The sequence below is a fragment of the Bradyrhizobium sp. WSM4872 genome (genome assembly GCF_055811715.1).
The window spans coordinates 77,453-104,438 of sequence record NZ_JBVVPT010000003.1; the positions used below are offsets into that span (position 1 = coordinate 77,453).

Annotated in this window: 22 protein-coding genes; 3 read left to right on the forward strand and 19 right to left on the reverse strand. The window is 65.0% G+C overall.

Annotated features, from left to right (window positions below):
- Positions 1-2 precede the first annotated feature (2 nt).
- Both AC0L3C_RS06045 and AC0L3C_RS06050 read left to right on the forward strand, forming a co-directional pair.
- Positions 3-1,112, forward strand: coding sequence for an ABC transporter ATP-binding protein (locus AC0L3C_RS06045; protein WP_473407432.1), 1,110 nt, complete (start codon positions 3-5; stop codon positions 1,110-1,112).
- On the forward strand, positions 1,109-1,876 hold the full coding sequence (locus tag AC0L3C_RS06050) for an SDR family NAD(P)-dependent oxidoreductase (protein ID WP_473407433.1): 768 nt from the start codon (positions 1,109-1,111) through the stop codon (positions 1,874-1,876). Before AC0L3C_RS06045 ends, AC0L3C_RS06050 begins: the two co-directional genes overlap by 4 nt.
- Before the next feature lie 127 nt (positions 1,877-2,003).
- On the opposite strand, the gene AC0L3C_RS06055 is transcribed toward AC0L3C_RS06050, so the two are convergent.
- From AC0L3C_RS06055 to lpxA, 4 genes are all read right to left on the reverse strand, one after another.
- Entirely contained in the window at positions 2,004-2,699 is a 696-nt protein-coding gene (locus tag AC0L3C_RS06055; RefSeq protein ID WP_473407434.1) for a Clp protease N-terminal domain-containing protein, read from the reverse strand.
- 963 nt (positions 2,700-3,662) lie between these two features.
- Positions 3,663-4,847, reverse strand: a complete 1,185-nt coding sequence (lpxB, locus tag AC0L3C_RS06060; RefSeq protein ID WP_473407435.1) for a lipid-A-disaccharide synthase — start codon at positions 4,845-4,847, stop codon at positions 3,663-3,665.
- The gene (locus AC0L3C_RS06065; RefSeq protein WP_473407548.1) at positions 4,844-5,701 is read right to left on the reverse strand and encodes an LpxI family protein; all 858 of its coding nucleotides are present in this window, start codon (positions 5,699-5,701) and stop codon (positions 4,844-4,846) included. The genes lpxB and AC0L3C_RS06065 overlap by 4 nt, the downstream gene beginning before the upstream one ends.
- Before the next feature lie 19 nt (positions 5,702-5,720).
- Positions 5,721-6,512: an acyl-ACP--UDP-N-acetylglucosamine O-acyltransferase gene (gene lpxA, locus AC0L3C_RS06070; protein ID WP_473407436.1), complete on the reverse strand. Its 792-nt coding sequence runs from the start codon at positions 6,510-6,512 to the stop codon at positions 5,721-5,723.
- Between the two features lie 175 nt (positions 6,513-6,687).
- Here lpxA and AC0L3C_RS06075 point away from each other — a divergent pair, with 175 nt between their 5' ends.
- Positions 6,688-7,032 (forward strand): KTSC domain-containing protein, encoded by a 345-nt coding sequence (locus AC0L3C_RS06075; RefSeq protein WP_473259971.1) that lies wholly within the window; start codon positions 6,688-6,690, stop codon positions 7,030-7,032.
- 6 nt (positions 7,033-7,038) lie between these two features.
- Here the strand turns inward: AC0L3C_RS06075 and fabZ are convergent, their stop codons facing one another.
- The 15 genes from fabZ to dnaE all read right to left on the reverse strand — a co-directional run bounded on the left by fabZ (position 7,039) and on the right by dnaE (position 26,889).
- Positions 7,039-7,455 (reverse strand): 3-hydroxyacyl-ACP dehydratase FabZ, encoded by a 417-nt coding sequence (gene fabZ / locus AC0L3C_RS06080; RefSeq protein ID WP_051058562.1) that lies wholly within the window; start codon positions 7,453-7,455, stop codon positions 7,039-7,041.
- A 41-nt stretch (positions 7,456-7,496) separates the two neighbouring features.
- Positions 7,497-8,564, reverse strand: a complete 1,068-nt coding sequence (gene lpxD, locus AC0L3C_RS06085; RefSeq protein ID WP_473407437.1) for a UDP-3-O-(3-hydroxymyristoyl)glucosamine N-acyltransferase — start codon at positions 8,562-8,564, stop codon at positions 7,497-7,499.
- A gap of 124 nt (positions 8,565-8,688) precedes the next feature.
- Positions 8,689-11,220, reverse strand: a complete 2,532-nt coding sequence (gene bamA, locus AC0L3C_RS06090) for an outer membrane protein assembly factor BamA (protein ID WP_473259967.1) — start codon at positions 11,218-11,220, stop codon at positions 8,689-8,691.
- Positions 11,221-11,407: 187 nt separating this feature from the next.
- Complete coding sequence (rseP, locus tag AC0L3C_RS06095) at positions 11,408-12,559, reverse strand: RIP metalloprotease RseP (RefSeq protein ID WP_473407438.1); 1,152 nt, start codon at positions 12,557-12,559, stop codon at positions 11,408-11,410.
- A 44-nt stretch (positions 12,560-12,603) separates the two neighbouring features.
- A complete protein-coding gene (gene dxr / locus AC0L3C_RS06100; protein ID WP_473259965.1) occupies positions 12,604-13,827 on the reverse strand; it encodes a 1-deoxy-D-xylulose-5-phosphate reductoisomerase in 1,224 nt (407 codons plus the stop codon).
- 4 nt (positions 13,828-13,831) lie between these two features.
- Positions 13,832-14,617, reverse strand: a complete 786-nt coding sequence (locus tag AC0L3C_RS06105) for a phosphatidate cytidylyltransferase (RefSeq protein ID WP_473259963.1) — start codon at positions 14,615-14,617, stop codon at positions 13,832-13,834.
- A 53-nt stretch (positions 14,618-14,670) separates the two neighbouring features.
- A complete protein-coding gene (locus tag AC0L3C_RS06110; RefSeq protein ID WP_473259961.1) occupies positions 14,671-15,429 on the reverse strand; it encodes an isoprenyl transferase in 759 nt (252 codons plus the stop codon).
- Positions 15,430-15,543: 114 nt separating this feature from the next.
- A complete protein-coding gene (gene frr, locus AC0L3C_RS06115) occupies positions 15,544-16,107 on the reverse strand; it encodes a ribosome recycling factor (RefSeq protein WP_007603628.1) in 564 nt (187 codons plus the stop codon).
- A 67-nt stretch (positions 16,108-16,174) separates the two neighbouring features.
- Positions 16,175-16,891 carry a UMP kinase gene (pyrH, locus tag AC0L3C_RS06120; RefSeq protein ID WP_473282875.1) on the reverse strand — a complete coding sequence of 239 codons (717 nt, stop codon included), beginning with the start codon at positions 16,889-16,891 and terminating at the stop codon, positions 16,175-16,177.
- A gap of 60 nt (positions 16,892-16,951) precedes the next feature.
- Positions 16,952-17,875 carry a translation elongation factor Ts gene (gene tsf, locus AC0L3C_RS06125; RefSeq protein ID WP_473407439.1) on the reverse strand — a complete coding sequence of 308 codons (924 nt, stop codon included), beginning with the start codon at positions 17,873-17,875 and terminating at the stop codon, positions 16,952-16,954.
- 130 nt (positions 17,876-18,005) lie between these two features.
- Positions 18,006-18,998, reverse strand: a complete 993-nt coding sequence (locus tag AC0L3C_RS06130) for a 30S ribosomal protein S2 (RefSeq protein WP_007610895.1) — start codon at positions 18,996-18,998, stop codon at positions 18,006-18,008.
- A gap of 221 nt (positions 18,999-19,219) precedes the next feature.
- A complete protein-coding gene (locus AC0L3C_RS06135; protein ID WP_473407440.1) occupies positions 19,220-21,712 on the reverse strand; it encodes a caspase family protein in 2,493 nt (830 codons plus the stop codon).
- Positions 21,713-21,902: 190 nt separating this feature from the next.
- Positions 21,903-22,643, reverse strand: a complete 741-nt coding sequence (locus AC0L3C_RS06140) for a carbonic anhydrase (protein ID WP_473407441.1) — start codon at positions 22,641-22,643, stop codon at positions 21,903-21,905.
- 109 nt (positions 22,644-22,752) lie between these two features.
- The gene (locus AC0L3C_RS06145; protein ID WP_026232865.1) at positions 22,753-23,271 is read right to left on the reverse strand and encodes a hypothetical protein; all 519 of its coding nucleotides are present in this window, start codon (positions 23,269-23,271) and stop codon (positions 22,753-22,755) included.
- Positions 23,272-23,385: 114 nt separating this feature from the next.
- On the reverse strand, positions 23,386-26,889 hold the full coding sequence (gene dnaE / locus AC0L3C_RS06150) for a DNA polymerase III subunit alpha (protein WP_473407442.1): 3,504 nt from the start codon (positions 26,887-26,889) through the stop codon (positions 23,386-23,388).
- Between the last annotated feature and the right edge of the window lie 97 nt (positions 26,890-26,986).

Sequence of the window (26,986 nt, forward strand, 5' to 3'; positions counted from 1 at the left end):
TCATGGCAGCACTAAGCATTCGCTCCCTTTCCAAGCGCTACGCCAATCTGGAGGTGCTCAAGGGCATCGATCTCGACATCGAGAGCGGTGAATTCACCGTGCTCGTCGGCCCATCCGGCTGCGGCAAATCCACGCTGCTCAACATCATCGCAGGGCTCGACCTTCCGAGCGCAGGCACCGTGGAAATCGGCGGACGTGTCGTCAACGACATTCCACCGAAGGACCGCGACATCGCCATGGTGTTCCAGTCCTACGCGCTCTATCCGTCGATGACAGTGCGCCAGAACATCACCTTCGGCATGGAATGCCGCCACGTCCCGAAGCCGGAGCAGGACAAGGCGCTGGCGAATGTCGCCAAGCTGCTCCAGATCGAGCCGCTGCTCGGTCGCAAGCCCTCGCAGCTCTCCGGCGGCCAGCGCCAGCGTGTGGCAATGGGCCGGGCGCTGGTGCGCGATCCCCTGCTCTTCCTGTTCGACGAGCCGCTCTCCAATCTCGACGCCAAGCTGCGCGTCGAGATGCGGATGGAGATCAAGCGGCTGCACCAGCGCATCGGCGCCACCATCGTCTATGTCACCCATGACCAGATCGAGGCGATGACGATGGCGACGCGCATCGCCGTGATGCATCGGGGCGTGGTGCAGCAGTTTGCCGACCCTGACACCGTGTATCGCTATCCCGCCAATCTGTTCGTGGCCCGTTTCATGGGTTCGCCGCCGATGAACACGATGCCGGCACGGCTCGAGGCCGATGCCGGCGGCCCGGTGGTCGTGATCGGCGCGGGGCGGCCGGACGAGGTCCGCCTCCGCCTTGGCCAATACGACGCGGCGGCCCCCTTCGTCGGCCGTGACGTGGTGGTCGGGATCAGGCCGGAATGCATCGCCGAGGGCAGCCGCGTGTTCTCCGCCGATCCGCCCGTCGTCGTCAATGCGCCGGTGGAGATGGTCGAGCCGACCGGAGCCGAAACGATCGTGCTGCTGCGGCTTGGCGGCGAGCCTGCGCTGGCGCGCATCACGCCGGACATCCGCCCCACACCGGGCGCCGCCGCCCCGTTCGCGCTCGACACGCGCCGCATCTGCCTGTTCGACCCCGAGACGGAGCGACTGATCGCATGACAAGAACGAGCTATGCCGGTCTTAGGGATCGCGTGGTGTTGATCACCGGTGGCGCCAGCGGCATCGGTGCCGCCTTCGTGCGGGCGTTCGCAGCCCAGGGGGCTCGCGTCGCGTTCCTGGATCTCGATGAAGCAGCCGGCCGGGCGCTGGTCGCGGAAGTGAAGGCCGCGGCTGGAACCGCACCCTTGTTCGTGCCCTGCGACCTCCTCGACATCGACGCCTTGCGCGGCGCCATGGCGCAGGTGCACAGATCGCTTGGCGATGCCGCGGTTCTCGTCAACAACGCCGCCAATGATCAGCGTCAGGTGCTGGCCGAGGTCACCCCGGCCGAGTTCGACTGGATGATCGGCGTCAACCTCAAGCACGTCTTCTTTGCCGCGCAAGCGGTGGTGCCGCAGATGCAGGCGCGCGGCGGCGGTTCGATCATCAACATGTCGTCGATTGCCTGGATGCGCGGCGCGCCGGGGCTGCCGGTCTACGCCGCGGCGAAGGCCGCGATCGTCGGCTTCACCAACTCCCTGGCCCGGTCGCTCGGGCCCGACCGCATCCGCGTCAACGCGATAGCGCCGGGGATGGTGATCACGGAGCGTCAGCGCCGGCTGTGGTATCCCGACGACCAGGTGATCGCCGAGCTGCGCACGCGTCAGGCCATTCCCGACGCGGTGACACCCGACGACATCGCCAACATGGCGCTGTTCCTCGCCTCCGACGACAGCCAGCGCATCACGCGGCAATGTTTTCAGGTCGATGCTGGTCTCGGCTAGAGCGTGATCCGAGCCGCTGTCGTAGAGGTCCGCTCCGTCTCCGACAGAAGCCGCGTGAGCGCACCTCACCCTGGGTCCGAGTTGGGCCAGTTGCGGAAGCCCCAAATTGGGCGCGGCACCGCAACGATCAGGGCGCGGCGGTGCCACTTCGTTTAATGATGCCGCGCTCAACGAAGTTCGCCGCATCCTGAGCAGTCATCTTCTGACTATAGAGCCGTCGCACTGCCGGGCTTAGCCGCTCGGCAAAGATAACGACCATCATGTTATCGCCGGTAACCTCCTGCTGGCCCATTTGCTCGGCGTGCGAGATAGCGCGCCGCATTACACGCTGAAGCGCCGCCGTCGGGCGAGATTCGCCGGGGAGCGCGCCGGTTTCGACCACGATGGCTAGCAACTCGTTGTCGATGTAGTCAGTCAGACTTTTCTGGAGCGCCGCAGGATCGACATAGCACGCTTGCATCACCTTCGAAGCATTCGCGTCATTTGTCAGCGCGAGCAGCAGGTGTTCTAGCGTCGTATACTGGTGTTTTCGCGCATCTGCATAGCCGAGGGCGCGCTGCAGAGTGATTTCAAGTTCGGTAGAAAACCGAAGTGGCCGAGGCTTAATCCCCGCATCGACTGTGGTTGATGGCGTCACACCCTTCATGCGCGGCGCGGTAACCTCGCCGCGAATTGCAGCTGCAAGTGTGTTCCAATCGGCAACGCCAAACGCCTTGGCAATCAGTTCAAGGCTTTGGCTATTGGTAATCTTCGCACCGTGGTCAGCGAGAAAGGCCCGAGCCGTTTGCGCCATGGCTTTGGCGTGGCGATAATCGCGCATCATCTTTCATCCTTTGCTTTGAACGAAACCGAGGTGCCAGGAGCTTGCGTTGCTGACCCGTTCGTTCGGGCAAAGATCTGTGAAAGACCTATAATACGTTTACCATCCCCACAGGGGCGCAAGCAGCAGGTCGTATCAACCTGACGATAAAATGATCCAGATGAGAAACGCTGTCAATTGCCATGACCGGATAGATCATGTCCGGGTTGGGTCAATAGCGTCGGTTCGGCGCTCGGTTCAAACTTCTGGTCTATCCTTCCGACCCGACATGTAGCGGCACTGAGTAAACGGCAGCGATGGGCCACAAGCTGACCTACCGGTAGCTGCCTCTATTTGGCTCTAAACAGATCGCTAAAGCTGGCTATTGCCGCCGCTATGTCTTGCCGCCTCAAATCTGTGCGCGTTCGCTCCCAGCCTCGTTCGAAGGAGATCGTCACTCTGTCCGGATTTGATCGGACACGACAGTCCGTCTTCCACCTCAAATCGCCGAGCTGAATTTCAGCAAATTCTCGACAATCGTACGCGCGATCGATTGATTGGAATATTTGTTTGGTATCATCGATTGAGAGGGTCATCGACTGTATGATTGCGGAACCCCCATCTCCTACTGACATCAATTTCACTTCCGCCTCCGGGACTGAGACGAGGAAGTATACCCCTCGTGTCAACTCAATTCGCTCGAAGGTGCTGAGATACGACGACCTCCGCGATAGGGCCTCGGCAATCTTAGTCCTTAAGAACCGCATAAGCGTCCGCAGGAAAATCGGGGCGCTCCGAAATGCCATGCCTATCCGATGAGAAATGAGGAATGGTCGCATGGCTTCATGTTAGCAACCTATTCGCGACCTGCAAGTTTCCGTCCGCACAACCTGACGTCAGCTTCGGGTCACAAGCCGGCGACCGCGCTTTACGTGGGAGACTTCCGCTTAGCGCCGCAAGCCGACGCTTGTGAGTACGCGTCCTAGACTAGCTAACCCGCCTGCCCTTGCGCATGGTCGCCAGCACGATATCCGCTGCCAGCACGCTCGGCGACTTGTTGCCGGTCGACATGATCGTATCGAGCTGGGCGAACGCTTCCACCTGCTGGCGGCGCAGCGGTGAGTCGGTCAGAAGCTGCGACAGCACAGGCGCCAGCTTCTCCGGCGTGCAGTCTTCCTGCAGGAACTCCGGGATGACATCCTTGCCGATCACGAGATTGGCGAGAATCACCGAGGAGACGCGGATCGCGCGGCGCAGGATGAAGGCTTCGATCGCGCCGACGCGATAGGCCGTCACCATCGGAATGCCCGACAGCGCGAGCTCCAGCGTCACCGTGCCGGATTTTGCCAGTGCCGCGCGCGCGATGCGGAAGGCGGCGCGCTTCTCGTTCTCGCCGACCACGATTTGAGGCTTGACCGGCCAGTTCGCGACGCCTTCGCGGATGGTGGCCTCGAGATGCGGCATGGTCGGCAACATCAGTTCGAACCCGCGGCCGTCCGTCTGCAATCGGCCGAGCGTCGCGCCGAACACGTCGAGATGGTGCCTGATCTCGCTGCGGCGGCTGCCGGGCAGCACCAGCAAGACCGGCGGCTCGCCGTCGCGGCGCGCCTGCTCCTCAGCGTTCGGCCGCAGCGAGGGCAATTGCTCGATCAGGGGATGGCCGACATAGCTGCATGGTGGCCCGCCGAGCTTGCGATATTCCTCCGGCTCGAACGGCAACAGGCCGAGCACATGGTCGACATAGCCGAGCATGGTCCGCGCCCGTCCCGGCCGCCAGGCCCAGAGCTGCGGCGAGACGTAGTCGACGATCGGGATCGCCGGATTCCGCGCCCGCACGCGGCGGGCGACACGGTGGGTGAAGTCGGGACTGTCGATGATGACGAGCGCGTCCGGCGCGGCTTCAGTCACGGCCTCCGCCGTCTCGCGGATCAGCCGCAGGATTTTCGGCAATTGCTGCACGACCGCGGCGAAGCCGACGATCGAGAGCTGCTCGATCGGAAACAGCGTTTCGAGCCCCTGACGCGCCATGGTGTGGCCGCCGACGCCCACGAACTGCACGCCGTCGCCGAGGCGCTGCCGCAGCACCTTCATCAAGGCGCTGCCGAGCCGGTCGCCGGATTCCTCCGTGGCGATCAGGAATATCTTGCGCTTGGGATCGCGGCCTTGCATCACGCCGGCAGGCCGATGACGAAGAGATATTTGGCGTCGGCGAGCGCGATCATCGCCTCCGGCTCGGCGGCGATGGTGTTGCCGGCAACGACGGCGATCCCGGCCAGCCCTGCGGCGGCGACGCCCTCGAGGGTGCGCGGGCCGATCGTCGGCAGGTCGAAGCGCAGGTCCTGCCCGCTCTTTGGGACCTTCACCAGCACGCCCCGCCGGGTGGCAGCGCGGATGCGGCCCTCTTCGCGCAGCCGCGCGACGCGCGCGAGCAGCGCATCGGTGCCCTCGATATCCTCGACCGCCACCACATGGCCGTCGATCACGATCGCAGCCTGGCCGATGTCGAACGGACCGAGCGCGGTCAGCACCGCGCGTCCGCGCTCGATGTCGGTCTTGCCGGTGTCGCTCGGCCAGGCGCGGCTGATGCAGCCCTCGGGCATCAAGAGGTCGGGCGCGACATCCTTGATGCCGACCATGCGAAAGCCGCCTTGCTCGAGAATGCGCCCGACGCCGGATAACAAATGATCGTCGCCGCCGCGGAAGGCGCGGATGACATTGCCGAGCAGCCGGAGCGTCGTGAAGTCGACCCGAACCTCCGAGAGCGAAGGCCGTACCAGCGTGCCGATGAAGATCAGGTCGCGGCAGCCCTCCTCGCGAAACAGCCGCATGGCGCGGCCGAGCTGGCCGACCGAGATCCAGCGATGACGGAATTTTTCCACCCGTGCCGGATCGCAGGCCCCCCGAAGGGGAAACAGCACTGGTGTAATGCCGCGGGCCGCGAGCGAGTCGGCAACCGCGAACGGCATCGCGCCGCCGCCCGCGACCACGCCGACCGGCGATGAAATCTCCGAAGCCACCGATGTCATGCCCGGGGCCATCGCATCATCACTTCGCGATGGCAGGAAGACAGAGCGGGCGCTTGCCCTTGCCGATGAAGTCGAGGATTTCGCCGATCGCAGGATCTTCGCCGGCGAGCGGTCGCGCCGCCTCCAGGCGTTCGGCAAAGGTAGCGGGGCCATGGAAGAGTTTCTGATAGAACGCGCGCACGGTCGCAAGCCGCTGCTTTGTGAACTTGCGCCGCTTCATGCCGATCAGGTTGAGGCCTTCGAGCACGGCATACTGGCCGTTGACGAGACCGAACGGAATGACGTCGTCGCGCACGCCGCACACGCCTCCGACCATAACTTGCGGGCCGATGCGGGTGAACTGGTGCACGGCGGACAGACCGCCGATGAAGACGAAATCACCTATCTCGCAGTGACCGCCAAGCGTGGCCGAGGTCGCGAAGATCACGTCGTTGCCGACATGGCAGTCATGGCCGACATGGCTGCAGTTCATGAAGTAGTTGCGGTCGCCGACCTCTGTGATGCCGCCGCCTGCGACCGTGCCGGCGTTCATGGTCACGGACTCGCGGATGGTGCAGCCCGAACCGATCTTGAGCTTCGTCAACTCGCCACGATAGCTGAGCGATTGCGGCGGCGTGCCGAGCGAGGCGAACGGATAGATGGTGCAATCGTCACCGATCGTGGTCTGCGCGGTGATATGCACATGCCCGATCAGCTTGCAGTTCGTGCCGATCACGACATGCGGGCCGATGATGCAATAGGGTCCGATCTCGGTGCCCTCGCCGATCACGGCGCCGTCCGCGACCCGTGCGGTGGGATCAATCTTACTCATCAAGCAATCTGACTCATCAAGAAGGTCTGATTAGGTGTTGAAGTCGCTCGGTTTTCCGCTGGTTAGCGCGACTATGCCCGATCTGTCCAGTGACGTATGATCTCTCCCTGTTTCAAGTGCCGGATGAGGCAGCCTTCCCGGCGCATCAACAAGTTCACGCGGAGCTTCAGGTATCGTGGTCAGGGCCCTGGCACTTCTGCTCGCACAGCTCGCCGCAGCGCCGATCGTGTCCGAGACGATCGAGACCGGCGAAAACCGCCTCGTCGATCTCAAGACATTCGAATGCCGCGACATTACCCGCAGCACGGTGCTCCAGCGGGTCTGTTACGACCGGGCGCAGCAGGCCCTCGTCGTGGCAGTGGACGGCGTTTATGACCGCTATTGCGGCGTGCCAATCGACACGGTCGAGCGCCTGCTGGGCGCACCGTCCATGGGCCAGTTCTTCAAGCAGAACATCAAGCGCGAGGTCAGCGGTGGCCGGTACGCGTGTGCTGCACGCGAGCGTATCCAGAGAAGTTGATCCCGCTCAGTCGGTCAGCATGGCGCCGACGTCGGCCTCCGCAACCACCTGGCCATTGACCTTGGCGTCGCCGTGAAACCACCACATGGCCTTGCGGCGGCCGATCGAGCGCATGTGGTATTCGATGGTATCGCCGGGCAGCACCGGCTTGCGGAACTTGCACTTGTCGATGGTCAGGAAATAGACCGCGCGCGGCTTGTCGGTGCCCTCGACCGACTTGATGCCGATCACACCCGCGGTCTGCGCCATCGCTTCGATCATCATGACGCCGGGATAGACCGGGCGATCGGGAAAGTGGCCCTGGAACGGCGGTTCGTTGAAGGTGACGTTCTTGATGCCGATGCCGCTGTAATCGGTGCGGATGTTGATCACGCGATCGATCAGCAGCATCGGAAAACGGTGCGGCAGCGTTTGCAGGATCATGTTGATGTCCACAAGCTCGAACCTGACCGGTGCTTCGTCCGTCACTCCCGTTCCTCCTGCTTCGGATCGGCCTTGCTGTCGCGCGCCAAGCGCTCCACCGCCAATATTTCCTTGAACCATTGCCTGGTCGGCTTGGCGAAAAAACCACCCCAGCGTCCGTTGGGAGGAACGTCGTCCTTGACGCCGCTCATGGCAGTCACCTGAGCTCCATCCCCGATCTTGACGTGATTGTTGATGCCCACCTTCGCTCCCAGCGCCACGTTGTCGCCGAGGGTCAGGCTGCCGGCAAGGCCGATCTGGGCTGCCAGCAGGCAGTGCCGGCCAATGGTCACATTGTGGCCGATCTGGACCTGATTGTCGATTTTGGTCCCCTCGCCGATCACGGTGTCGCGCAAGGAGCCCCGATCAATGGTGGTGCCGGCGCCGACCTCCACGTTGTTCTGAATCAGCACGCGGCCGGTCTGGGGCACCTTCAGATGGCCCTCGGGGCCGAAGAAGATGAATCCGTAGCCGTCCTGGCCGATCGAGCAGCCGGGGTGGATCAGCACGTCGTTGCCGATCAGCGCGCACTGGATGGCCGTGCGTGCGCCGACATTGCAGTCCCGGCCGATCTTGACGCCGGGGCCGATCACGGCCCCCACACCGACCACCGTGCCGCTGCCGATCTCCACGTCAGGGCCGATCACGGCCAGGGGATCGACGATCACGCCGTCCTCGAGCCTGGCCGTCGGATCGATGACGGCCGACGGCGCGATGCCGTCGTTGCCGGTCCAGGATTGCGGCCGGAGCGCGTCGCCATGCCACTCCCGCGCGATCCTGACGAAGGCGCGGAACGGCTGTGGCGCCCGCAGCACGGCGACATGCGCGGGCACCCGGGCCTCGAAGCGTGGGCTCACCAGGCAAGCACCGGCCTTGGTCGCCTTGAGCTCATCGGCGTATTTGAGATTGTCGAAGAACGTCAGGTGCATCGGGCCGGCTTCGTCGAGCGAAGCCAGACCCCTGATGATTTGGCCGCCCCTGGCGGGATCGACCAGCTCCGCCTTGGTCAGCGTGGCTATGTCGGCCAGCGCTGAGGCGGGCGGCTGTGTGAAGAAGGTCGGCTGCGCCATTCCACCCCGTCGCGGTCCGGCTTCGGCATGAAGCGGCCAAGCCGCATCATGCCTCATCTCCTGGATTGGCACGATCCCTTTCGGAAACCGGCTCCGTAGTCCGGATCGTGCCTTGCTGTTCGAATTAGAACGAGGTGCCGCCGCCGAACCGGAACTCCTGCGTACGGTCGTTCTTGCCCTTGGTCAGCGGCACGGCGTAGTCGAAGCGCAGCGGACCGAACGGCGAGGCCCAGATCAAGCCGACACCGACCGACGAGCGGACCGCATTGCCGTTGTCATACACCAGGCCGGTGCAGGTTCCAGCCGAGGCTGGATTGACGGTCGACGGCGTGCACGTCGAATTCTTGGTCGTGGTCATTTCGTTCGTCACCGACCACGTCGTCGGGCCCTGATAGTCGAACAGCCCGCCAGCGTCGGCGTAGACGGCGCCCTTCAGACCCACTTCCTTCGGCAGGAACCAGAACGGCATCTGCAATTCGAGCGAAGCACCCCAATATTTGGTGCCGCCAAGCGCGTCCTGCGTACCGAAGGGGTTCAAATCGCGCGGTCCGATACCGTTCGGGGCAAAGCCGCGGACGAGGTTCGGACCCATCTGGAAATGATCGAGCATGCGCAGATCGCTGCCCATCTTGTTCAGCATGCCGCCCTGGAGGCGAACGAGACCGACGATATCCGACACCAGAGGAGTGTAGTACTTCGCGTCGACCACAGTCTTCAGATAGGAGACATCGCCGCCGACGCCGGCGAAGTCCTGCCGGAAATCGACCAACAGACCGTCGGTGGGGTTCTTGTTGTTGTCGAGCGTGTTGTAGGTCAGCGTGTAGCCGAGCGCCGAGGTCAGGGTCTTGCCGTTGGCAAGCTCCTTGCGCACCGGCAGCGAAGCTTCGCCATCGCTGTAGCAGCCGAGGCCGTTCGTCGAGCTTAGGTCGATCCCATTTGCATTGGCGAAGGCCGGGCTCGGGTTAAAAGCCGCCGTGCCCAAATTGTTGTTACAGTTCGCCAGGTAGGACGGCAGCGTGATTTCCTGCCTGTAGATCGAGTAGCGCACCTGCAGCGACAGATCTTCACGCAGGGAGAAACCGAGGCGCGGCGAGAAGCCGAGCGTCTTGGTGCCGTAGGAGATGTAGCTGTTGGACTTCTGCTCACGCTGATAGAGGTCGAGACCGAGCGCGACCCGGTAGTCGAGCAGATAGGGTTCGACGAACGACAGCGAGTAGCCGCGGGCATACTGGCCGTAGGTCACCGCCGCCTTGGCGAACAGGCCGCGGCCGAGCAAATTGCGCTCGGAGACCGAGACTTCGGCCAGCGCGCCGTCGGTGGTGGAGTAACCACCCGAGACCGAGAAGTCGCCGGTCGATTTCTCTTCCATGTCGACGAGCAGGATCACGCGGTCGCTCGACGAGCCGGGCTCCGTCGTAATCTTCACGCTCTTGAAATAGTCGAGGTTCTTCAAGCGGCGCTCGGCACGGTCGACCAGCGCGCGGTTGTAGGCATCGCCTTCGGAGACGTCGAACTCGCGACGAATCACGTAGTCGCGCGTGCGGGTGTTGCCGCGAAGGTTGATACGCTCGATATAGGTGCGCGGACCCTCGTCGATGTTGAACACGACCGACACGGTGTGCGCCTCGAAATTGCGGTCGCCGCCGGGACGGACCACGGCGAAGGCATAACCGCGCCGCGAGGCTTCGATCTGCATCTCCTCGACCGATTTCTCGACCGATTCGACGTTGTAGAGCGAACCGACATTGACGCGCGAATAGTTGCGCATCGATGTGGGATCGAAGTTCGGAATGCTGGAGCGGAAGTCGATCGAGCCGACCCGGTATTGCGAGCCTTCCTCGATCTTGAAGGTGACGTTGAAGCCCTTCTTCTCCGGATCGTATTCGGTGAGCGCGGCGACGACCTGGACGTCGGCGAAACCGTTCTTGAGATAGAAGCGGCGGATCAGGTCGCGGTCGGCCTCGACCCGATCGGGATCGTAGATGTCGCTGCTGGCGAGGAAGCTCAGCAGATTCGATTCATGCGTCTTGATGACGTCGCGCAGGCGGTAGGACGAGTACGCGTTGTTGCCGACGAACTCGATCGACTTGACGCCGGTCTTGGCGCCCTCCTCGACCGTGAAGATGAGATCGACGCGGTTGTTCGGCTGCTCGATGACTTCAGGCGTGACGCGGACGTCGTAGCGGCCGGAACGGCGATAGATTTCGGCGATTCGCAGCGTGTCGGACTGCACCATGGCGCGGGAGAAGGTGCCGCGCGCCTTGGACTGGACTTCACCGGTGAGCTGCTCGTCCTTGATCTTCTTGTTGCCCTCGAAGGCAATGCGGCCGATCACCGGGTTTTCCACCACGGAGACGACGATCTGGCCACCGGCGCCGCGGTTGATCCTGACGTCCTGGAACAGGCCGGTCTCGATCAGCGCCTTGAGGCCGTCGTCGATGGCACCCTGATCCAGGCGACCGCCGGGACCCGGCTTGAAGTAGGAGCGGATCGTCTCCACCTCGACCCGGCGATTTCCTTCGACGGAAATCGACTGCACGGTCTGAGCAAGCGCAGACGAAGACACAAAGGCAGCCCCAACCGGGGCAAGCACCGGCGCGCCGAACATGATCAGGGTTGCGAGCAAGCCCCCCCGGAGTCGCAGTCCAAACTTCATTGCGCAACGCGCCCTTATCATTCCGTACCAGACCCAACCCCAACGCCGGTCTGGAGATTCCCCAAGTTCAAGCCGCTTGTAGACAATTTCACCGACGCCGCAAACGGTCGAGCGCGCCGTAATTTCATTTTCATTCCAAGACGTTGCCCAAGAGCAACGCCCGGGCAACGCCACAAAAAAGCCCCTATCAGGATGCGGCCATCCGCAGGATGTCGTTATAGGTCGCAAACACCATCAACATCAGCACCAAGCCCAGCCCGATTCGGAATCCCATCTCCTGAGTCCGCTCGGACAGGGGCCGACCACGGGCAACCTCCGCCGCATAGAACATAAGATGACCGCCATCGAGCAGCGGGATCGGGAACAGATTCAGCAGGCCGATCGACACCGAGAGTACCGCGCAGAGGTTGATCACGAACTGGAACCCGGCGCTGGCCGCCTGCCCCGACATCTTGGCAATGCCAAGCACGCCGCTGACCTCGTTCGGATTGCCGTTGCCGACGAACAACGAGCCCAGGAACTTGAAGGTGCTGGTGATGATGAACCAGACCTGCTCCACCCCGATCTTGAGCGCTTCGCCGAGGCCGACCGGCGATGTCGAGGCCTCACCGGCCTGAGACTTGTGCTCGACGCCGAGCACGCCGAGACGGTGGCTGTTGCCGAAGGGATCCTTGCGCTCGAGCAGCGCCGGCGTCGCGGTCAGCGACACGATGGCGCCGTCGCGTTTGACCTGGAAGGCAAGCGGCGAACCGGCATTCATCGCAACCATGCGCTGCATGTCGGCAAAGCTTTCGATCGGCTTGCCGTCGATCTGGACGACGACGTCGCCGATCTTGAAGCCGGCTGCCGCCGCCGCGCCGTCGGCGACGACACCGTCGACGCGCGCGATCGTGCTCGGCTTGCCGTAATACAGCGCCATGCCGGCGAAGATCAGCGCGCCCAGGATGAAATTGGCGATCGGTCCGGCGGCAACGATGGCGGCGCGCGGGCCGACCTTCTTGTGATGGAAGCTGCCGGCGCGCTCCTCGGCCGTCATGGCCGCAAGCTTCTCGGTCGATGGCGTCGAAGCCTCGCTCTCGTCGCCGAAGAATTTGACGTAGCCGCCGAGCGGGATCGCCGAAATCTTCCACCGGGTGCCATGGCGGTCGTTGAAACCGACCAGCTCAGGTCCGAAACCGAGCGAAAAAGTTAACACGCGAACGCCCGCCCAGCGCGCGACCAGGAAATGGCCGAGCTCATGGAAGAACACGACGATGGTCAGGACGAACAGGAAGGGAACCGCGTAACCGAGGAGCCCATGGCTCAACGTATTGAAACTATGGACGAAAAAGTCGATCATCGAATTCCCTCATCCAGCGCCGCTAGGCCCTGGCCCCGAACCATCTAGGATGCCTTTAAGGCAATTTGAGGCAATAGGGCGGCAGCCCTATTTCGCGCAACATGGTCAACAGCGATTGCATCGTCCGCCGACGTCAGCGGGGCCTGGTTCCCGCCACGAACCCAGTCGTCCAGCGTCGCCTCCACCAGCCGGGCAATCGCGCCAAACCGGATCTTGCCCGCGATGAAGGCGGCGACCGCGACCTCGTTGGCGGCGTTGTAGACCGTGGTCGCCCCCTTCCCGGTCCGGAGCGAATCGAAGGCCAGGCGCAGCCCGGGGAAGCGCTCGAAATCCGGTGCCTCGAAGGTCAACTGGCCGATCTTGGCCAGATCGAGCTTGGCGGCCGGACCCTTGATGCGGTCGGGCCAGCCGAGGCAATGCGCGATCGGCGTGCGCATGTCGGGGGCGCCGAGCTGGGCCACGACCGAGCGATCGGAGAACTCGACCATGCCGTGGATGATCGACTGCGGATGAACGAGGACGTCGATCTCGTCGGGCGAGAGCGCAAACAGATAGGAGGCCTCGATCACCTCGAGCCCCTTGTTCATCATCGAGGCGGAATCGATCGTGATCTTCTGGCCCATGCTCCAGTTCGGATGCTTCAGGGCTTGCTCGAGTGTCGCCTGCTCGATGTCGGCAGGCTTCCAGGTGCGGAACGGGCCGCCGGAAGCCGTGATGATGACACGGACGAGCTCGTCGCGATTGCCCGAGGCGAGCGCCTGGAACAGCGCATTGTGCTCGGAATCCGCAGGCAGGATGCAGGCGCCCGCTTTCGCCGCGCGCTGCATGAAGAAATCACCGGCGCAGACGAGACATTCCTTGTTGGCGAGCGCGACATGCGCGCCGCGATCGACCGCCGCCAGTGCCGGCTTCAGCCCGGCGGCGCCACTTACGGCGGCCATCACCCAATCGGCCGGACGCGCGCCGGCCTCGATCACCGCGCTTTCGCCGGCGCCGCATTCGGTGCTGGTGCCCGCGAGCGCAGCCTTGAGCTCGGCAAATTTTGAGGTGTCGGCGATCGCGACGAAGCGCGCGGAAAACTCCTTCGCGAGCTTTGTCAGCGCCTCGACATTGCTGTTCGCCGTCAGCGCCTCGACACGGTAGCGCTCCGGAGAGGCGCGCAGCAGATCCATCGTGCTGTCGCCGATCGAGCCGGTGGCGCCGAGAACCGTGACGCTGCGAACGGTCGATGCCGCAGCCTTGTTGTTACGCAAAGGAACCGCGCTCATATGTTCACCAAACCATAAGACCGCTTCCGGCGCTATGCACACCATGGCGGAGGAAGCCGATAATCCATGCCACCAGGATGGCGGCGACAAAACCGTCCAGGCGGTCCAATAGCCCGCCGTGGCCGGGAATTAAGTGACTGGAATCCTTGACATCGAAGCGCCGCTTGACCGCGGATTCGAACAGATCGCCGCAGGCCGACACGACCGACAGGACCGCGCTCACGAGCAGCAATGGAACTATCTTTCCGATCCCGCAAGCGGCAAAGCCGACCGCGACCAAAAGGCTCGCGACAAAGCCGCCGAGCGCCCCTGCCCAGGTCTTCTTCGGGCTGACGCGCGGCCACAGCTTCGGTCCGCCGATGCCGCGGCCGGCGAAATAGCCGCCGATATCGGTCGCCCACACCACGAGCAGCACGAACATCAGCGCGGCGAAGCCGTTCACGAGATCCTTCCGCAGCAGGATCGAGGCGAGTAGCGCCGCCGACGCATAGGCGAATCCGGAGGCCGCCCAGACGAACTTGCCCCGCGCGATCACCGTCACGATCGCACCGCCAATGAGGCCGGTGATGATGGCGGTCTTCAGCGCGCCGAAGGCAACGCACAAGCCCATCGTGGCGATGATGATCGTCCCCGTCCCGGTCAGCGCGGTCGAGCCTGCGCCCACGACCATCAGCCATTCCGCGAACAGTCCGATCGACACCAGAGTGACGAGAAGCGCCCACAGCCAGCCGCCGGCATAAGCGAGCGCAATGGCGAGCGGCGCCAGCACCAGCGCTGCGAGGATTCGCATCACAAGATTGCTCGGGGCAGGCTGAGCGCCGGCCGGTGCGGAGTCGGGCTCGCTCACGAGGCGGTTTTCGAAACCAGGCCGCCGAAACGGCGCTCGCGCCTGGCGAATTCGGCGATTGCGCCTTCCAGCGCCGCCTTGTCGAAATCGGGCCAGTGAATCGGCACGAAGACGAGCTCGCTATAGGCGGCCTGCCACATCAGGAAGTTGGACAGGCGCTGCTCGCCGCTGGTGCGGATGATGAGATCGGGATCGGGAATGTCGGGCGCGTCGAGATGCGTCCCCAGTGTCTCGGCATCGATCGTGTCGGGCGTGCGCCGGCCCTCGGCGACTTCGCGCGCGAGCTTCTGCGCCGCCTTCGCGATCTCCTGCCGGGAGCCGTAATTGAAGGCGACGACGAGCGTGAGGCGCGTGTTATCGCGCGTCAGCTCCTCCGCCTCGTTGAGAAGTGCGCAGATGTCGCCCTCCAGCCCGTCCCGCTCGCCGATGATGCGGACCTTGACGCCGTCGCGATGCAGGCTCGCCAGATCGTTGCGGATGAAGCGGCGCAACAGGCCGAACAGATCGCCGATCTCGCTCGCCGGACGCGACCAGTTTTCCGAGCTGAAGGAGAAGATGGTGAGATAACGGATGCCAAGCTCATGCGACGCGCGAACCACGCGGCGCAGGGCCTCCACGCCGCGGCGATGGCCTTCCGCCCGGGGCAAGCCGCGCGCGGCCGCCCAACGTCCGTTGCCATCCATGATGATGGCGACATGCGCAGGCGCATCAGACCGATCTGGTCCTTCCGTTGCGGGCGCGGCGGCGTTGGACATGAGGCTGCCTTAAAGCATGATCCGGACCCGAAGGGCCGCGTTAGCGCGAAGTGCGAAGCGGTTTTCCGAAAAGATCATGCGCGAACAATAACCTAGAGCGCGATCCATCGCGCTTTAGACGGTGAGGATTTCTTTTTCCTTGGCGGCGAGCAACTGGTCGATCTCGGAGATGGTGCCGTCGGTTGCCTTCTGCACCTCGTCGGCGTGGCGCTTCTGATCGTCCTCGGACATCTCGTGATTCTTCTCGAGCTTCTTGAGAACGTCGAGACCGTCGCGACGGACATGGCGCGCGGCGACCTTGGCGGCTTCCGCGTATTTGTGCGCGACCTTGACGAGCTCCTTGCGGCGCTCCTCGTTGAGCTCGGGGATGCGCAGGCGCAGCACCTGGCCCTCGGTCGCCGGCGACAGGCCGAGATTGGAATCGACGATCGCCTTCTCCACGGCCTTGACCATCGACTTGTCCCAGACCTGCACCGAGATCAGGCGCGGCTCCGGCACGCTGACGGTGGCGAGCTGGTTCAGCGGCATGTGGCTGCCATAGGCGTCGACCTGCACCGGATCGAGCATCGAGGCGGAGGCGCGACCGGTGCGCAGGCCGCCAAGTTCGTGCTTGAGCGACTGGATCGCCCCCTGCATGCGGCGCTTCACTTCGTTGAGATCGAAATTATCCGTGGCCATCACGTTTCTCCTTCAAAATCCCGGCGACCTCTCCGCGCCCCTTCCTAAAGGGCGCAACGACAAGCCGTCAGCCGGCGACAATGGTTCCGTGGCCGCCGCCACGCAGTACAGCGCCGATCGAGCCCGGCTCCGCGATCGAGAACACGATGATAGGCAGCGACGTCTCGCGGGCAAGTGCGAAGGCGGTCGCATCCATCACCTTGTAGCCGCCCTCGATCGCCTGCGAATGCGTCAGACGGTCGAATCGCGTCGCCGTCGGGTCCTTCTTCGGGTCGGCCGAGTAGACGCCGTCGACATTGGTCGCCTTCAGCACCGCCTGGGCGCCGATCTCGGCGGCGCGCAGCACTGCGGTCGTGTCGGTGGTGAAGAACGGATTACCGGTTCCGCCGCCGAGCAGCACGATCCGGCCCTCGGCGAGGTATTTGTGTGCCGCGGTGCGGGTGAACAGCTCGGAAATCTCGGGCATGACGAAGGCCGACAGCGTGCGCGCAGGCGTGCCCTTGCGCTCGATCGTGGCTTCGAGCGCGAGGCAGTTCATCATCGTGGCGAGCATGCCCATGGTGTCGCCGGTCGGGCGCGACACGCCGCGCGAAGAGACCTCGACGCCGCGAAAGAGGTTGCCGCCGCCGATCACGACGGCGATTTCGGTGCCGAGATGGCGGGCTGCGATCAGATCGTCGGCGACCCGGTCGATGGTCGGCTGATCAATGCCAAAACCCTGCGGTCCTGCGAGATATTCGCCGGACAGCTTGATCACGACGCGACGATAGACCGGATCAGTCATGAGCAATTTCCTTGTCCGGGCGCCGCTTCCGGCGGCACGCCGGAGGGAACGTTCCGGCGCTTACTTCTTGCCGCTGGCCGCCGCGACCTCGGCCGCGAAGTCGCTTTCCTGCTTCTCGATTCCCTCACCGAGAGCATAGCGCACAAAGCCCGCGATCTTCACCGCGCCGCCGATCTTGCCTTCGGCTTCCTTCACCGCCTGCGCCACCGACTTGCCGGTGTCGTGGATGAAGGCCTGCTCGAGCAGGCAGACTTCCTTGTAATAGGTCTTCAGGCCGGACTCGACGATCTTCTCGATCACGTTCTCGGGCTTGCCCTGCTGGCGATATTTGTCGGCGAGCACGTCCTTTTCGCGCTTGACGACCGCCGGATCGAGACCGGACGGATCGAGCGCCAGCGGATTGGCGGCCGCGACATGCATCGCGATCTGGCGGCCAAGCGTTGCGAGCTCGTCGGCCTTGCCCGGCGATTCCAGCGCCACGATCACGCCCATCTTGCCGGCGCCCTCGACGACCGCGCCGTGGACGTAGCTCGACACCACACCCTGGCTGACCTCAAGCGAAGCTGCGCGGCGCAGCGTCATGTTCTCGCCGATGGTAGCGATCGCGTCATTGATCGCAGTTTCGATCGTGACGTCGCCGACCTTGGCGGCCTTGATCTTCTCGACATCGGCGCCGACGTTGAATGCGACCTGGGCGATCATCTTGACGAGGCCTTGGAACTGGCCGTTGCGCGCGACGAAATCGGTCTCGGAATTGACCTCGACCACGACGCCCTTGTTGCCCTTGGTAAGCGCGCCGATCAGACCCTCGGCGGCGACGCGGCCCGACTTCTTGGCGGCCTTCGACAGGCCCTTCTTGCGCAGCCAATCCTGCGCCGCTTCCATGTTGCCGTCGTTTTCGGTCAGCGCGGCCTTGCAGTCCATCATGCCTGCGCCGGTCGACTCGCGCAGGTCCTTGACCATCGCAGCTGTGATCGTTGCCATCGTTCAAAATCCTTTTTGCCTGCCGGTTTGCCGCGGCGCGGCCAGATCGCCTCGCCGCGGTCCATCTCAGGAATTCGCGTCAACTGAATGGTGGCCGGAACTCGTCCGGCCAACCCATCGCTCTTTTTGACTATTCCGCTTCCGCGGTCAGCGCCTTGGCCTTGGCCACCCAGGCGTCCGCGCGGCTCGGCAGCCCGACTTCTTCGCCGATCTTGTGCGCGGTGTCGTGGTCGAGCTCGGCCAGCTGCCAGAAGTGGAAGATGCCGAGGTCGTTGAACTTCTTCTCGATCGCGCCCGACACGCCCGGGAGCTTCTTGAGGTCGTCGGAGGTGCCGCGCGGACCGGCAAGGCCCTGGAAGCCGCTCGTGGCAGCGGGCAGCTCTTCTGCGACCGGCCGAACCGAAGCGCCGACGTCGATTCCGGAATCGCCCTGGGCGCGCGAAATGCCGTCAATGGCTGCGCGCGCGATCAGATCGCAATAGAGCGCGATCGCGCGGCCGGCGTCGTCATTTCCCGGCACCACATAGGTGATGCCCTTCGGATCCGAATTGGTGTCGACGATCGCCGCGACCGGGATGTTGAGCCGCTGGGCTTCCTGGATCGCGATGTCTTCCTTGTTGGTGTCGATCACGAAGATCAGGTCGGGCAGACCGCCCATGTCCTTGATGCCGCCCAGCGAGCGGTCGAGCTTGTCGCGCTCGCGCTGAAGCGTCAGGCGCTCCTTCTTGGTGTAGGAGGAGGCATCGCCGCCGGCGAGCACGTCGTCGAGATGACGCAGGCGCTTGATCGAGCCCGAGATCGTCTTCCAGTTGGTCAGCGTGCCGCCGAGCCAGCGCGAATTGACGAAGTACTGAGCGCAGCGCTTGGCCGCGTCGGCAACGCCGTCCTGCGCCTGGCGCTTGGTGCCGACGAACAGGATGCGGCCGCCCTTGGCGACGGTGTCGCTGACCGCCTGCAAGGCGTTGTGCAGCAACGGCACGGTCTGCGCGAGGTCGACGATGTGGATGTTGTTGCGGGCGCCGAAAATGAACGGCGCCATTTTCGGATTCCAGCGGTGAGACTGGTGACCAAAGTGCACGCCGGCTTCGAGGAGCTGACGCATAGTGAAATCGGGTAGTGCCATCGTTCTAATTCTCCGGTTGGTTCCTCCGGAAGCGTGTGAGCAGGACAGAGCGTTGTCGCCCCGGCTGCCACCGGACGGCCTTGTGAGCCATGCTTCCGTGTGAGATGGCGCGGTGTATAGCGCGATTTCGACCAGAAGCAAGGAAATAAGGGCCTTTCGGGGCGGCTTTCGCCCGCGAGAGGCCCCCTTCCGTAAAGACCACGCTGCGGCCTAGCCCCTGCCTAGCATCTGGGCTGGTTCGGCGGGCACTTCTTTGCCGCCGGCGGCGGCGCCGGAGGACGCGGCGGAGGTGCTGCCGGGCGCGGCGGCGGCGGTGGCGCGACGGCCACCCGGGGCGGCGGAGGCGGTGCCGGCCGGGCGACCGGCGGCGGCGGCGCGGGTCGCGCCATCGGCGGCGGCGCCGGCCGAGCGACCGCCGCGGGGGGAGCCGGCCGTGCCGGTGGCGGCGGCGCAACACGCGGTGGAGGCGGAGGCGTCGGCCGCGCCACGGCCTGAGGCCGCGGTGGTGGTGCCGACGGCCGGGCAGCCTGGGCGGGAGCAGCGGTCGGCTGATGTTGCGGCCTGATCGGCTCCCGCGCCGCCTGGGGCGGCGGCGTGACCGGTCGTCCAGCTAGGCCGGGAGGCGGAGGCATGCGGGCAGCCGGCGAACCAGCCGGCTCGCGGGTCGCGGACTTGCCATGCTCCCCAGGCCCGGTCCCGGGCGGGGCCTGGGCCACCGGCGCCTTCGGCAGTTGGCCGGGCACGGCGGCCGGGTTTGTCGCCGTGGGCGCAGTCGTCGGCGCGCCGGTCGGTGCACCGGGATGCGCTTTCGGCGTGGTGCCAGCAGCAGTCGTCGGCGCCCCCGCAGGCGCCCCGGAATGGGTCGGCAGCGGCGCGCCGGGTGCGGTGGCCGTCGGCTGCCCGGGTCTGCCGCCTTGCAGTGGCCCGGCTCCCGCTGACGGTACAGGTGGGCCGCCTTGAGTGCCGGGAACCGGCAGCGTGTTGGCTTGGGGCAGCCTGGCCGGTGGGATGCCAGGTGGACTGGCAGGTGGAGTGGCAGGTGGCGTACCGGTCGGTGCGACATTGGCGGGCCTCGCCGGAGGCGTTCCTGGCCTCGTCGTCGGCTGCACCGTCGCGCTCGGCGGCATCGGCGCCTTGCCCTGCTGGATCAGGGCGGCGCGCTGCACGGCCGCCTGCGGCATGGCTGGACCAGCCGGATTGATGCGCCCGGCAATGGCCGGCGTGAGATTGCCCGGTCCGGCACCCGCCCCCACCGGCGCTGCCGGCGGCTGGTTGATCACCGTGTTGATGACCGTCCTGTTATGGATGTTCTGATAGATGATGTTGTTCGGCGGCGGAGCGACATAGACCGGCGGCCTGACGAACACAGGAATCGGCACGAACATCGGCTGCGGCAGCACGAACAGGCCGATCACCGGCATCGGCGGCGACAGCACGACGAAATCCGGCGGCGGCGGCGGCAGATAGTAGACCGGCGGCGGCGGTGGCGGCGCGAAGCCAAAATCCGGATCGCTGAAATACAGCACGGGACGGTCGACATAGACCACCTCCTCCGGCGGCGGTGGCGGCACGTCGTAGTCGATCATCGTGAAGCTCGGCGGCGGCTCGGCCGGCGCGGTGAGAATTGCCAGGCGCCGGCGCGCATCCGCCGCATGCGGACCGCGCGGATAACGACGCAGATACGACCAATAAGCTTCCGGCGTGTCGGTACGATAGGTCCGCCGCCAGGTGACGGCCTCACGTCGCGCCGCGACGATCACCATCACGCGCTTCGACAGCGGGTCGCCGGGATAGGCGGTCAGAAACTCTTCGTAGGCCGGCAGCGTGTCGCGCGTGAGCGCGGCGGCATAGGCATCCTGCACACCGAGATCGCGGATCGGCTTGTTGCGGATCGCGGCGACCTGGTCGGGCGCGGCCTCAGGCTGCGGCGCGTCGGGCCCGCGCTCGAAGAACGAGAATTGCGCCGATATCTTCTGCTCGTTCCAGGGCACCTGCGCGCCCTTGCTGGACTCGTTGACGCGCAGGCGAACGCGGTCGAACACTTCAGGCAGCGGCAGGCCGCCGGTGCGGATCATCTCCGCCAGCGACTGCGCATAGATGCCGTAAGGTCCGGGCTCCTCGGGCGCCACCGTGCCGGGCGCGGCGTTGAACGCGATCAGCATGTTGGCCTCGGGCTCGACCAGCGCAAGTCCGCTCGCGATCTGCTGGCCGCCCTCCACGAAGGGCTGGGCCCGCGCGGCGTCGAGCACGACGATGTTGGCCTTGAGCGGAACGGAAGCCAGCTGGCGGAGATAGTCGCCGATGCGCAGGCCTTCCGTCGGAATGTCGGTGTCGCGGGTGATGTTGGAATCGACCGGGATGAAATAGTTCTCACCCGCGAGCTGCACGCCATAGCCGGCGAGATAGACCATTGCGACGGTGCCCGGGCCTGAGGCCTGCGCCTTCTGGATGAAATCGCGAAAGCTCTTGCGCAGCGTGTCGCCGTCGAGATCGCGGGCGCCGACGACGTCGAAGCCCGCCGCCTGCAGCGTCTGCGCGATCAGGCCGGCATCGTTTGCCGTCGTGGCCAGCGGCGACTTGGCATAGGCGCCGTTGCCGACCACGAGCGCGATACGCTTTTCCTGCTGCTGCGCACGCGCCGGCTCCGGCGCGCCCGCGGCAAGGACCGCGATTGGCAGGAGAAGGCAAATGAAGACTCTGAGCGTCCCACGCATGGCTTGCTTGCCCGTTTTTGTTGTTGAGGTGCCACCACGCATCAGACGCGCCGCCAGCTGAATGGCACTTGAACGAAAGGCTTCCAAATAACGAAGGCTTGGATTGAGGCGGCGGCATGGCCACCCCGCGCCGGCGTCAGCTCCGCGCAAGTGACGCGGCGACGCACCGGTGCGAGGCGAGTCAGCCGGTTCAGCCCTGCGCGATTAGATCGACCGTTCCCGTCGTGAGCCGATAGATGCCGCCGACGACCTTCAGCTTGCCCTGCTCCACCGCCGCATTGAGGATCGGCGTTGCCGACTTCAGCTTCGTGACGTTGTCGGTGACGTTCTGCCGGATCGCCTTGTCAAGGACGTCCCCACCCTGCTGCATCGCAGCCTTGGCTGCGGGCGTGATCGCATCGACCAGCGAGGGAATATGGCCCGGCGGCGGCTTGTTGTCCTTGATCGCCTTGAGCGTCGCATCGACCGCGCCGCAAGCGTCATGGCCGAGCACGAGGATCAGCGGCGTATTCAACACGGCCACCGCGTATTCCATGCTGGCGATGGTTTCGGTGCCGGCAAAATTTCCGGCGACGCGGCAAACGAACAGATCGCCGCGGCCGGTGTCGAAGGCATATTCCGGCGCGATGCGCGAATCGGCACAGCTCAGCACGGCCGCGAACGGATTCTGTCCGCCGACCAATGCCTCGCGCTCGTGCTTGAAATCGTGCCGCCGCGACACGCCGTCGACATAGCGGGCATTGCCTTCCGTCAGCCGCTTCAATGATGCGTCGGGCGACAGCACGTTCTGCGGCTTGGGCGGCGCCTTGGTCTCCTTGGCGAAGGCTCTGCCAGTGAGGGCGAGGCCGAGCGCCGAGGCACCAAACAACATCGCGGATCGTCGCGACGGCGCGATCCTCTCATGTGGGGATTCATTGCACTTGTCGCACATGTCACGTTACCTCCCGGCACGATGGACGAACGGCCTTACTGCGATCATAGCCGCAACAATGTGACGACACCACAAATGACGGTGCGGGCGGGGCCGAATTCGCGCGGGGCTATTCCGCCAACCGAAGCTCTGCGATCGTCGTCCTGGCGGCCGATTCATCCAAGGGCAGGAAATCCAGCGGCCCCTGATTTTTATAGCCGGACGTCATCGCAAGCGTGAGACCCCAGCCCAGCACCCCCGTGCTCGCGTTCGCGATCATGGCGCTCTTGCGCTGACTGAAGCGCGCTACGAAGAACACGGTCTGCCCCGACTGAGCCGAGAAGTCCACGCGCGTGACGCCGAGCGCCGCCTCCTCTGCTACGAACTGGTGCTGGCCTGCCGGGCGATCGACATAGACATATGTCCCGGTCTTCAGACCCTTGATCGGCGTACCGTCGAGGGAGAATTCCCAGTCCGGATCGCCGATGCCGCCGAAGCCTTTCTCGCGAAACACGACGACGCGGGCCTGCCCGGCTTTCGGCGGACCCAGCTTTCGTACCGTCTCCGAATATCCGAGCCCGCTCCTCGCCGTCTCACAGCCGCACAGCAGTGCCGCAGCCACGAGCAATACCAGCCCACGCAACAGCATCACGCCCCCAGATTTTCCCCGAGTGCATGCTAACCGAAAACAGCGACAGGTTGCAACAGGGCCGCAGCATGTCCCGCGCAAGACATGCAACTGCCTGCAACACCGTGCGCGTTGCTAGAGCTGCTGCACGTCCACGACGCCCGCGACCGCCTTGATGGCGCCGGCGATCTGCGGCGAGACCTTGAAGCGGCCGGGCAGCTTCATCTCGACCTCGGTCTCGAGGTCGAGCATCATGACCAGCGAGACCTCGCCGTCGCCGTTGGAGCGGGGCGCGATGCCCGGACTGCCGACCTTCGGCGCGGCGCCGTTCGAAGCGGCCATGTCGGGGCCGGCGAGACGCTTGGCGATCGATTCCAGCGGCTTGGTGTCGCGCACGAAGATGCGCAGGCCCTTCTGCGTCTTGGCCGCGGCCTCGTCCAGCGGTTCGGCGTGCAGCACGCGCGCGCGGACGTCCTCGCCCTGGAGCTCGGCGCCGAGCTGGAGCAGCACCGCGGCGCCCGGCTCCAGCACGTCGCGATATTGCGCGAGTCCTTCGGAGAACAGCACCGCCTCAAAGTGACCCGTGGGATCAGAGAGCCCCATGATGCCCATCTTGTTGCCGGTCTTGGTGCGCCGCTCCATGCGCGACACCACGGTGGCCGCGACCTTGCCGGCGGTGGCGCCGGTCTTCACCGCGCGCGAGAACTCGGCCCAGGACTGCACCCGCAGCCGCTTCAGCACGGTGGCGTAATCGTCGAGCGGATGTCCCGACAGGAAGAAGCCGATCGCGTCGTATTCGCGGCGCAGCCGCTCGGCCGGCAACCAGGGCTCGATCTGCGGCAGCATGATCGTCGGCGCGTCGGCCGAGCTGCCGAACATGTCGTTCTGGCCGATGGTTGCAGCTTCGTTCGCCCGCTGGCACGCGGCGAGAATCGAGTCGGCGCCGGCGAAGACCCGCGCCCTGTTGGGCTCCAGCGTGTCGAAGGCGCCCGCGGCGGCGAGGCTTTCGATGATGCGCTTGTTGATCGCGCGCGGCGACACCCGCGCGGCAAAGTCGGCGAGCGAGGTGAACAGGCCGTTCTTGGTCCGCTCCGCGATGATCTGCTCGACGGCCGCGATCCCGACGCCCTTCAGCGCCGCGAGCGCGTAGTAGATGGTCTTGTCGCCGACCTCGAAAGTCGCGCCGGAGCGGTTGACGTTGGGCGGCTCGACCTTGATGCCGAGGCGCTGCGCCTCGGCGCGGAATTCGGACAGCTTGTCGGTATTGTTGAGATCGAGCGTCATCGACGCCGCGATGAACTCCACCGGGTAATGCGCCTTCATGTAGGCGGTGTGGTAAGACACCAGCGCATAGGCCGCCGCGTGGCTCTTGTTGAAGCCGTAGTCGGCGAATTTCGCCAGCAGTTCGAAGATGGTGTCGGCCTGCCCCTTCGGCACGCCGTTCTTCACTGCGCCTGCGACGAAGATCTCGCGCTGCTTCTCCATCTCGGTGCGGATCTTCTTGCCCATGGCGCGGCGCAGCAGGTCGGCGTCGCCGAGCGAATAGCCCGACATCACCTGCGCGATCTGCATCACCTGTTCCTGGTAGATGATGACGCCGAAGGTCTCCTTGAGAATCGGCTCCAGCACGGGGTGGAGATATTCCGGCTCCTCGTCGCCGTGCTTGCGCGCGCAATAGGTCGGGATGTTCGCCATCGGACCCGGTCGATAGAGCGCGACCAGCGCGATGATATCCTCGAAACGGTCGGGGCGCATGTCGACCAGCGCGCGCCGCATGCCCTGGCTTTCAACCTGGAACACGCCGACCACCTCGCCGCGCGCCAGCATCTGGTAGCTTTCGGCATCGTCGATCGGCAGCGTCGCGAGGTCGACATGGATGTCGCGCGGCTTGAGCAGTTTGCACGCGACGTCGAGCACGGTCAGCGTCTTCAGGCCGAGGAAGTCGAACTTCACGAGGCCGGCCGGCTCGACCCATTTCATGTTGAACTGGGTCACCGGCATGTCGGATTTGGGATCGCGATACATCGGCACGAGTTCGCTCAAGGGGCGATCGCCGATCACGATGCCGGCCGCATGCGTCGAGGCGTGACGGGTTAGGCCTTCGAGGCGCTGCGCGATGTCGAAGGCGCGCGCCACCACCGGGTCCTCGTCGCGGAATGCCTGGAGTTTCGGCTCGCTCTCGATCGCAGCCGCAAGCGTCACCGGCGCGGCCGGATTCTGCGGCACGAGCTTGGTGAGCTTGTCGACCTGGCCATAGGGCATCTGCAGCACGCGGCCGACGTCGCGGAGCACGCCGCGCGCCTGCAGCGTACCGAAGGTGATGATCTGCGCGACCTGGTCGCGACCGTAGCGCTCCTGGACGTACCTGATCACCTCGCCGCGGCGGTCCTGGCAGAAGTCGATGTCGAAATCCGGCATCGAGACGCGTTCCGGATTGAGGAAGCGCTCGAACAGCAGGCCGAACTTGATCGGGTCGAGGTCGGTGATGGTCAGCGCCCACGCCACCAGCGACCCTGCGCCGGAGCCGCGGCCCGGCCCGACCGGGATGCCCTGGCCCTTAGCCCATTTGATGAAGTCGGAGACGATCAGGAAGTAGCCCGCGTATTTCATGCGCATGATGACGTCGAGCTCGAACGCCAGCCGCGCGCTGTAATCTTCTTCCGTCGTGCCTTGCGACAGTCCGTGCACGCGCAAGCGGTTGGCGAGCCCCTCCTCCGCCTGCCGCTTCAATTCGGCCGCCTCGACCGCGGCGGCATCGGAGCTTGCGGCGGCGCCGACCGTGAAGAACGGCAGGATCGGCTTGCGCGTCATCGGCCGGAACGAGCAGCGCTCGGCGATCTCGACCGTCGAGGCCAGCGCCTCCGGAATGTCGGCGAACAGCACCGCCATCTCGGCGCGGGTCTTGAAGCGGTGATCGGGCGTAAGCTGCTCGCGCTCGGTCTCCGCGATCAGCCGCCCGCCGGCGATGCAGAGCAGCGCGTCATGGGCTTCGTAATCGTCGGTCGCGGCGAAATACGGCTCGTTGGTCGCGACCAGCGGCAGGCCCTTGGTATAGGCGATGTCGATCAGGCTGCTTTCGACCCGCCGCTCCTTCTCGATGTTGTGGCGCTGCAATTCGACGTAGAGGCGGTCCCCGAACAGGCTGGCGAGACGCTCGCAACGCGCTGTCGCCAACTCGGTATAACCACCGGCAAGCGCCAGCGAGATCGGCCCGTCCGGACCGCCCGTCAGCGCGATCAGGCCTTCGGTCTCGCCTTCGAGCCAGTCGAACTTGATGTGGGGAGCATGAGTGTCGGGCGTCTCCATGAACGCGCGCGAGTTCAGCCGCATCAGGCTGCGATAGCCGCGCTCCTGCGCGGCCAGCAGCACCACGCGCGAGGGCAGAAGCGCGTTGCGGGCAGTGGGGTCCTGGTCGCCGAACTCGATCGCGATTTCGCAGCCGACGATCGGCTGGATTCCGGAGCCCGCCATCTTGTCGGAGAACTCCAGCGCGCCGAACATGTTATCGGTGTCGGTCAGCGCCAGCGCCGGCTGATGGTCTTTCTTGGCAAGCTCCGCGAGCTTGGCGATCTTGATCGAGCCCTTGAGCAGCGAATAGGCCGAGTGAACGTGAAGGTGGACAAATCCGGCGCTCGGCATGGTCGCGTGACGGCCTCTTGCAGATGAGATGGAGCGGTCACCGGCACGGGAGGCATCCTGCACTCGCCCGGCCGACTCGCCTCACAATGGTGGGGCG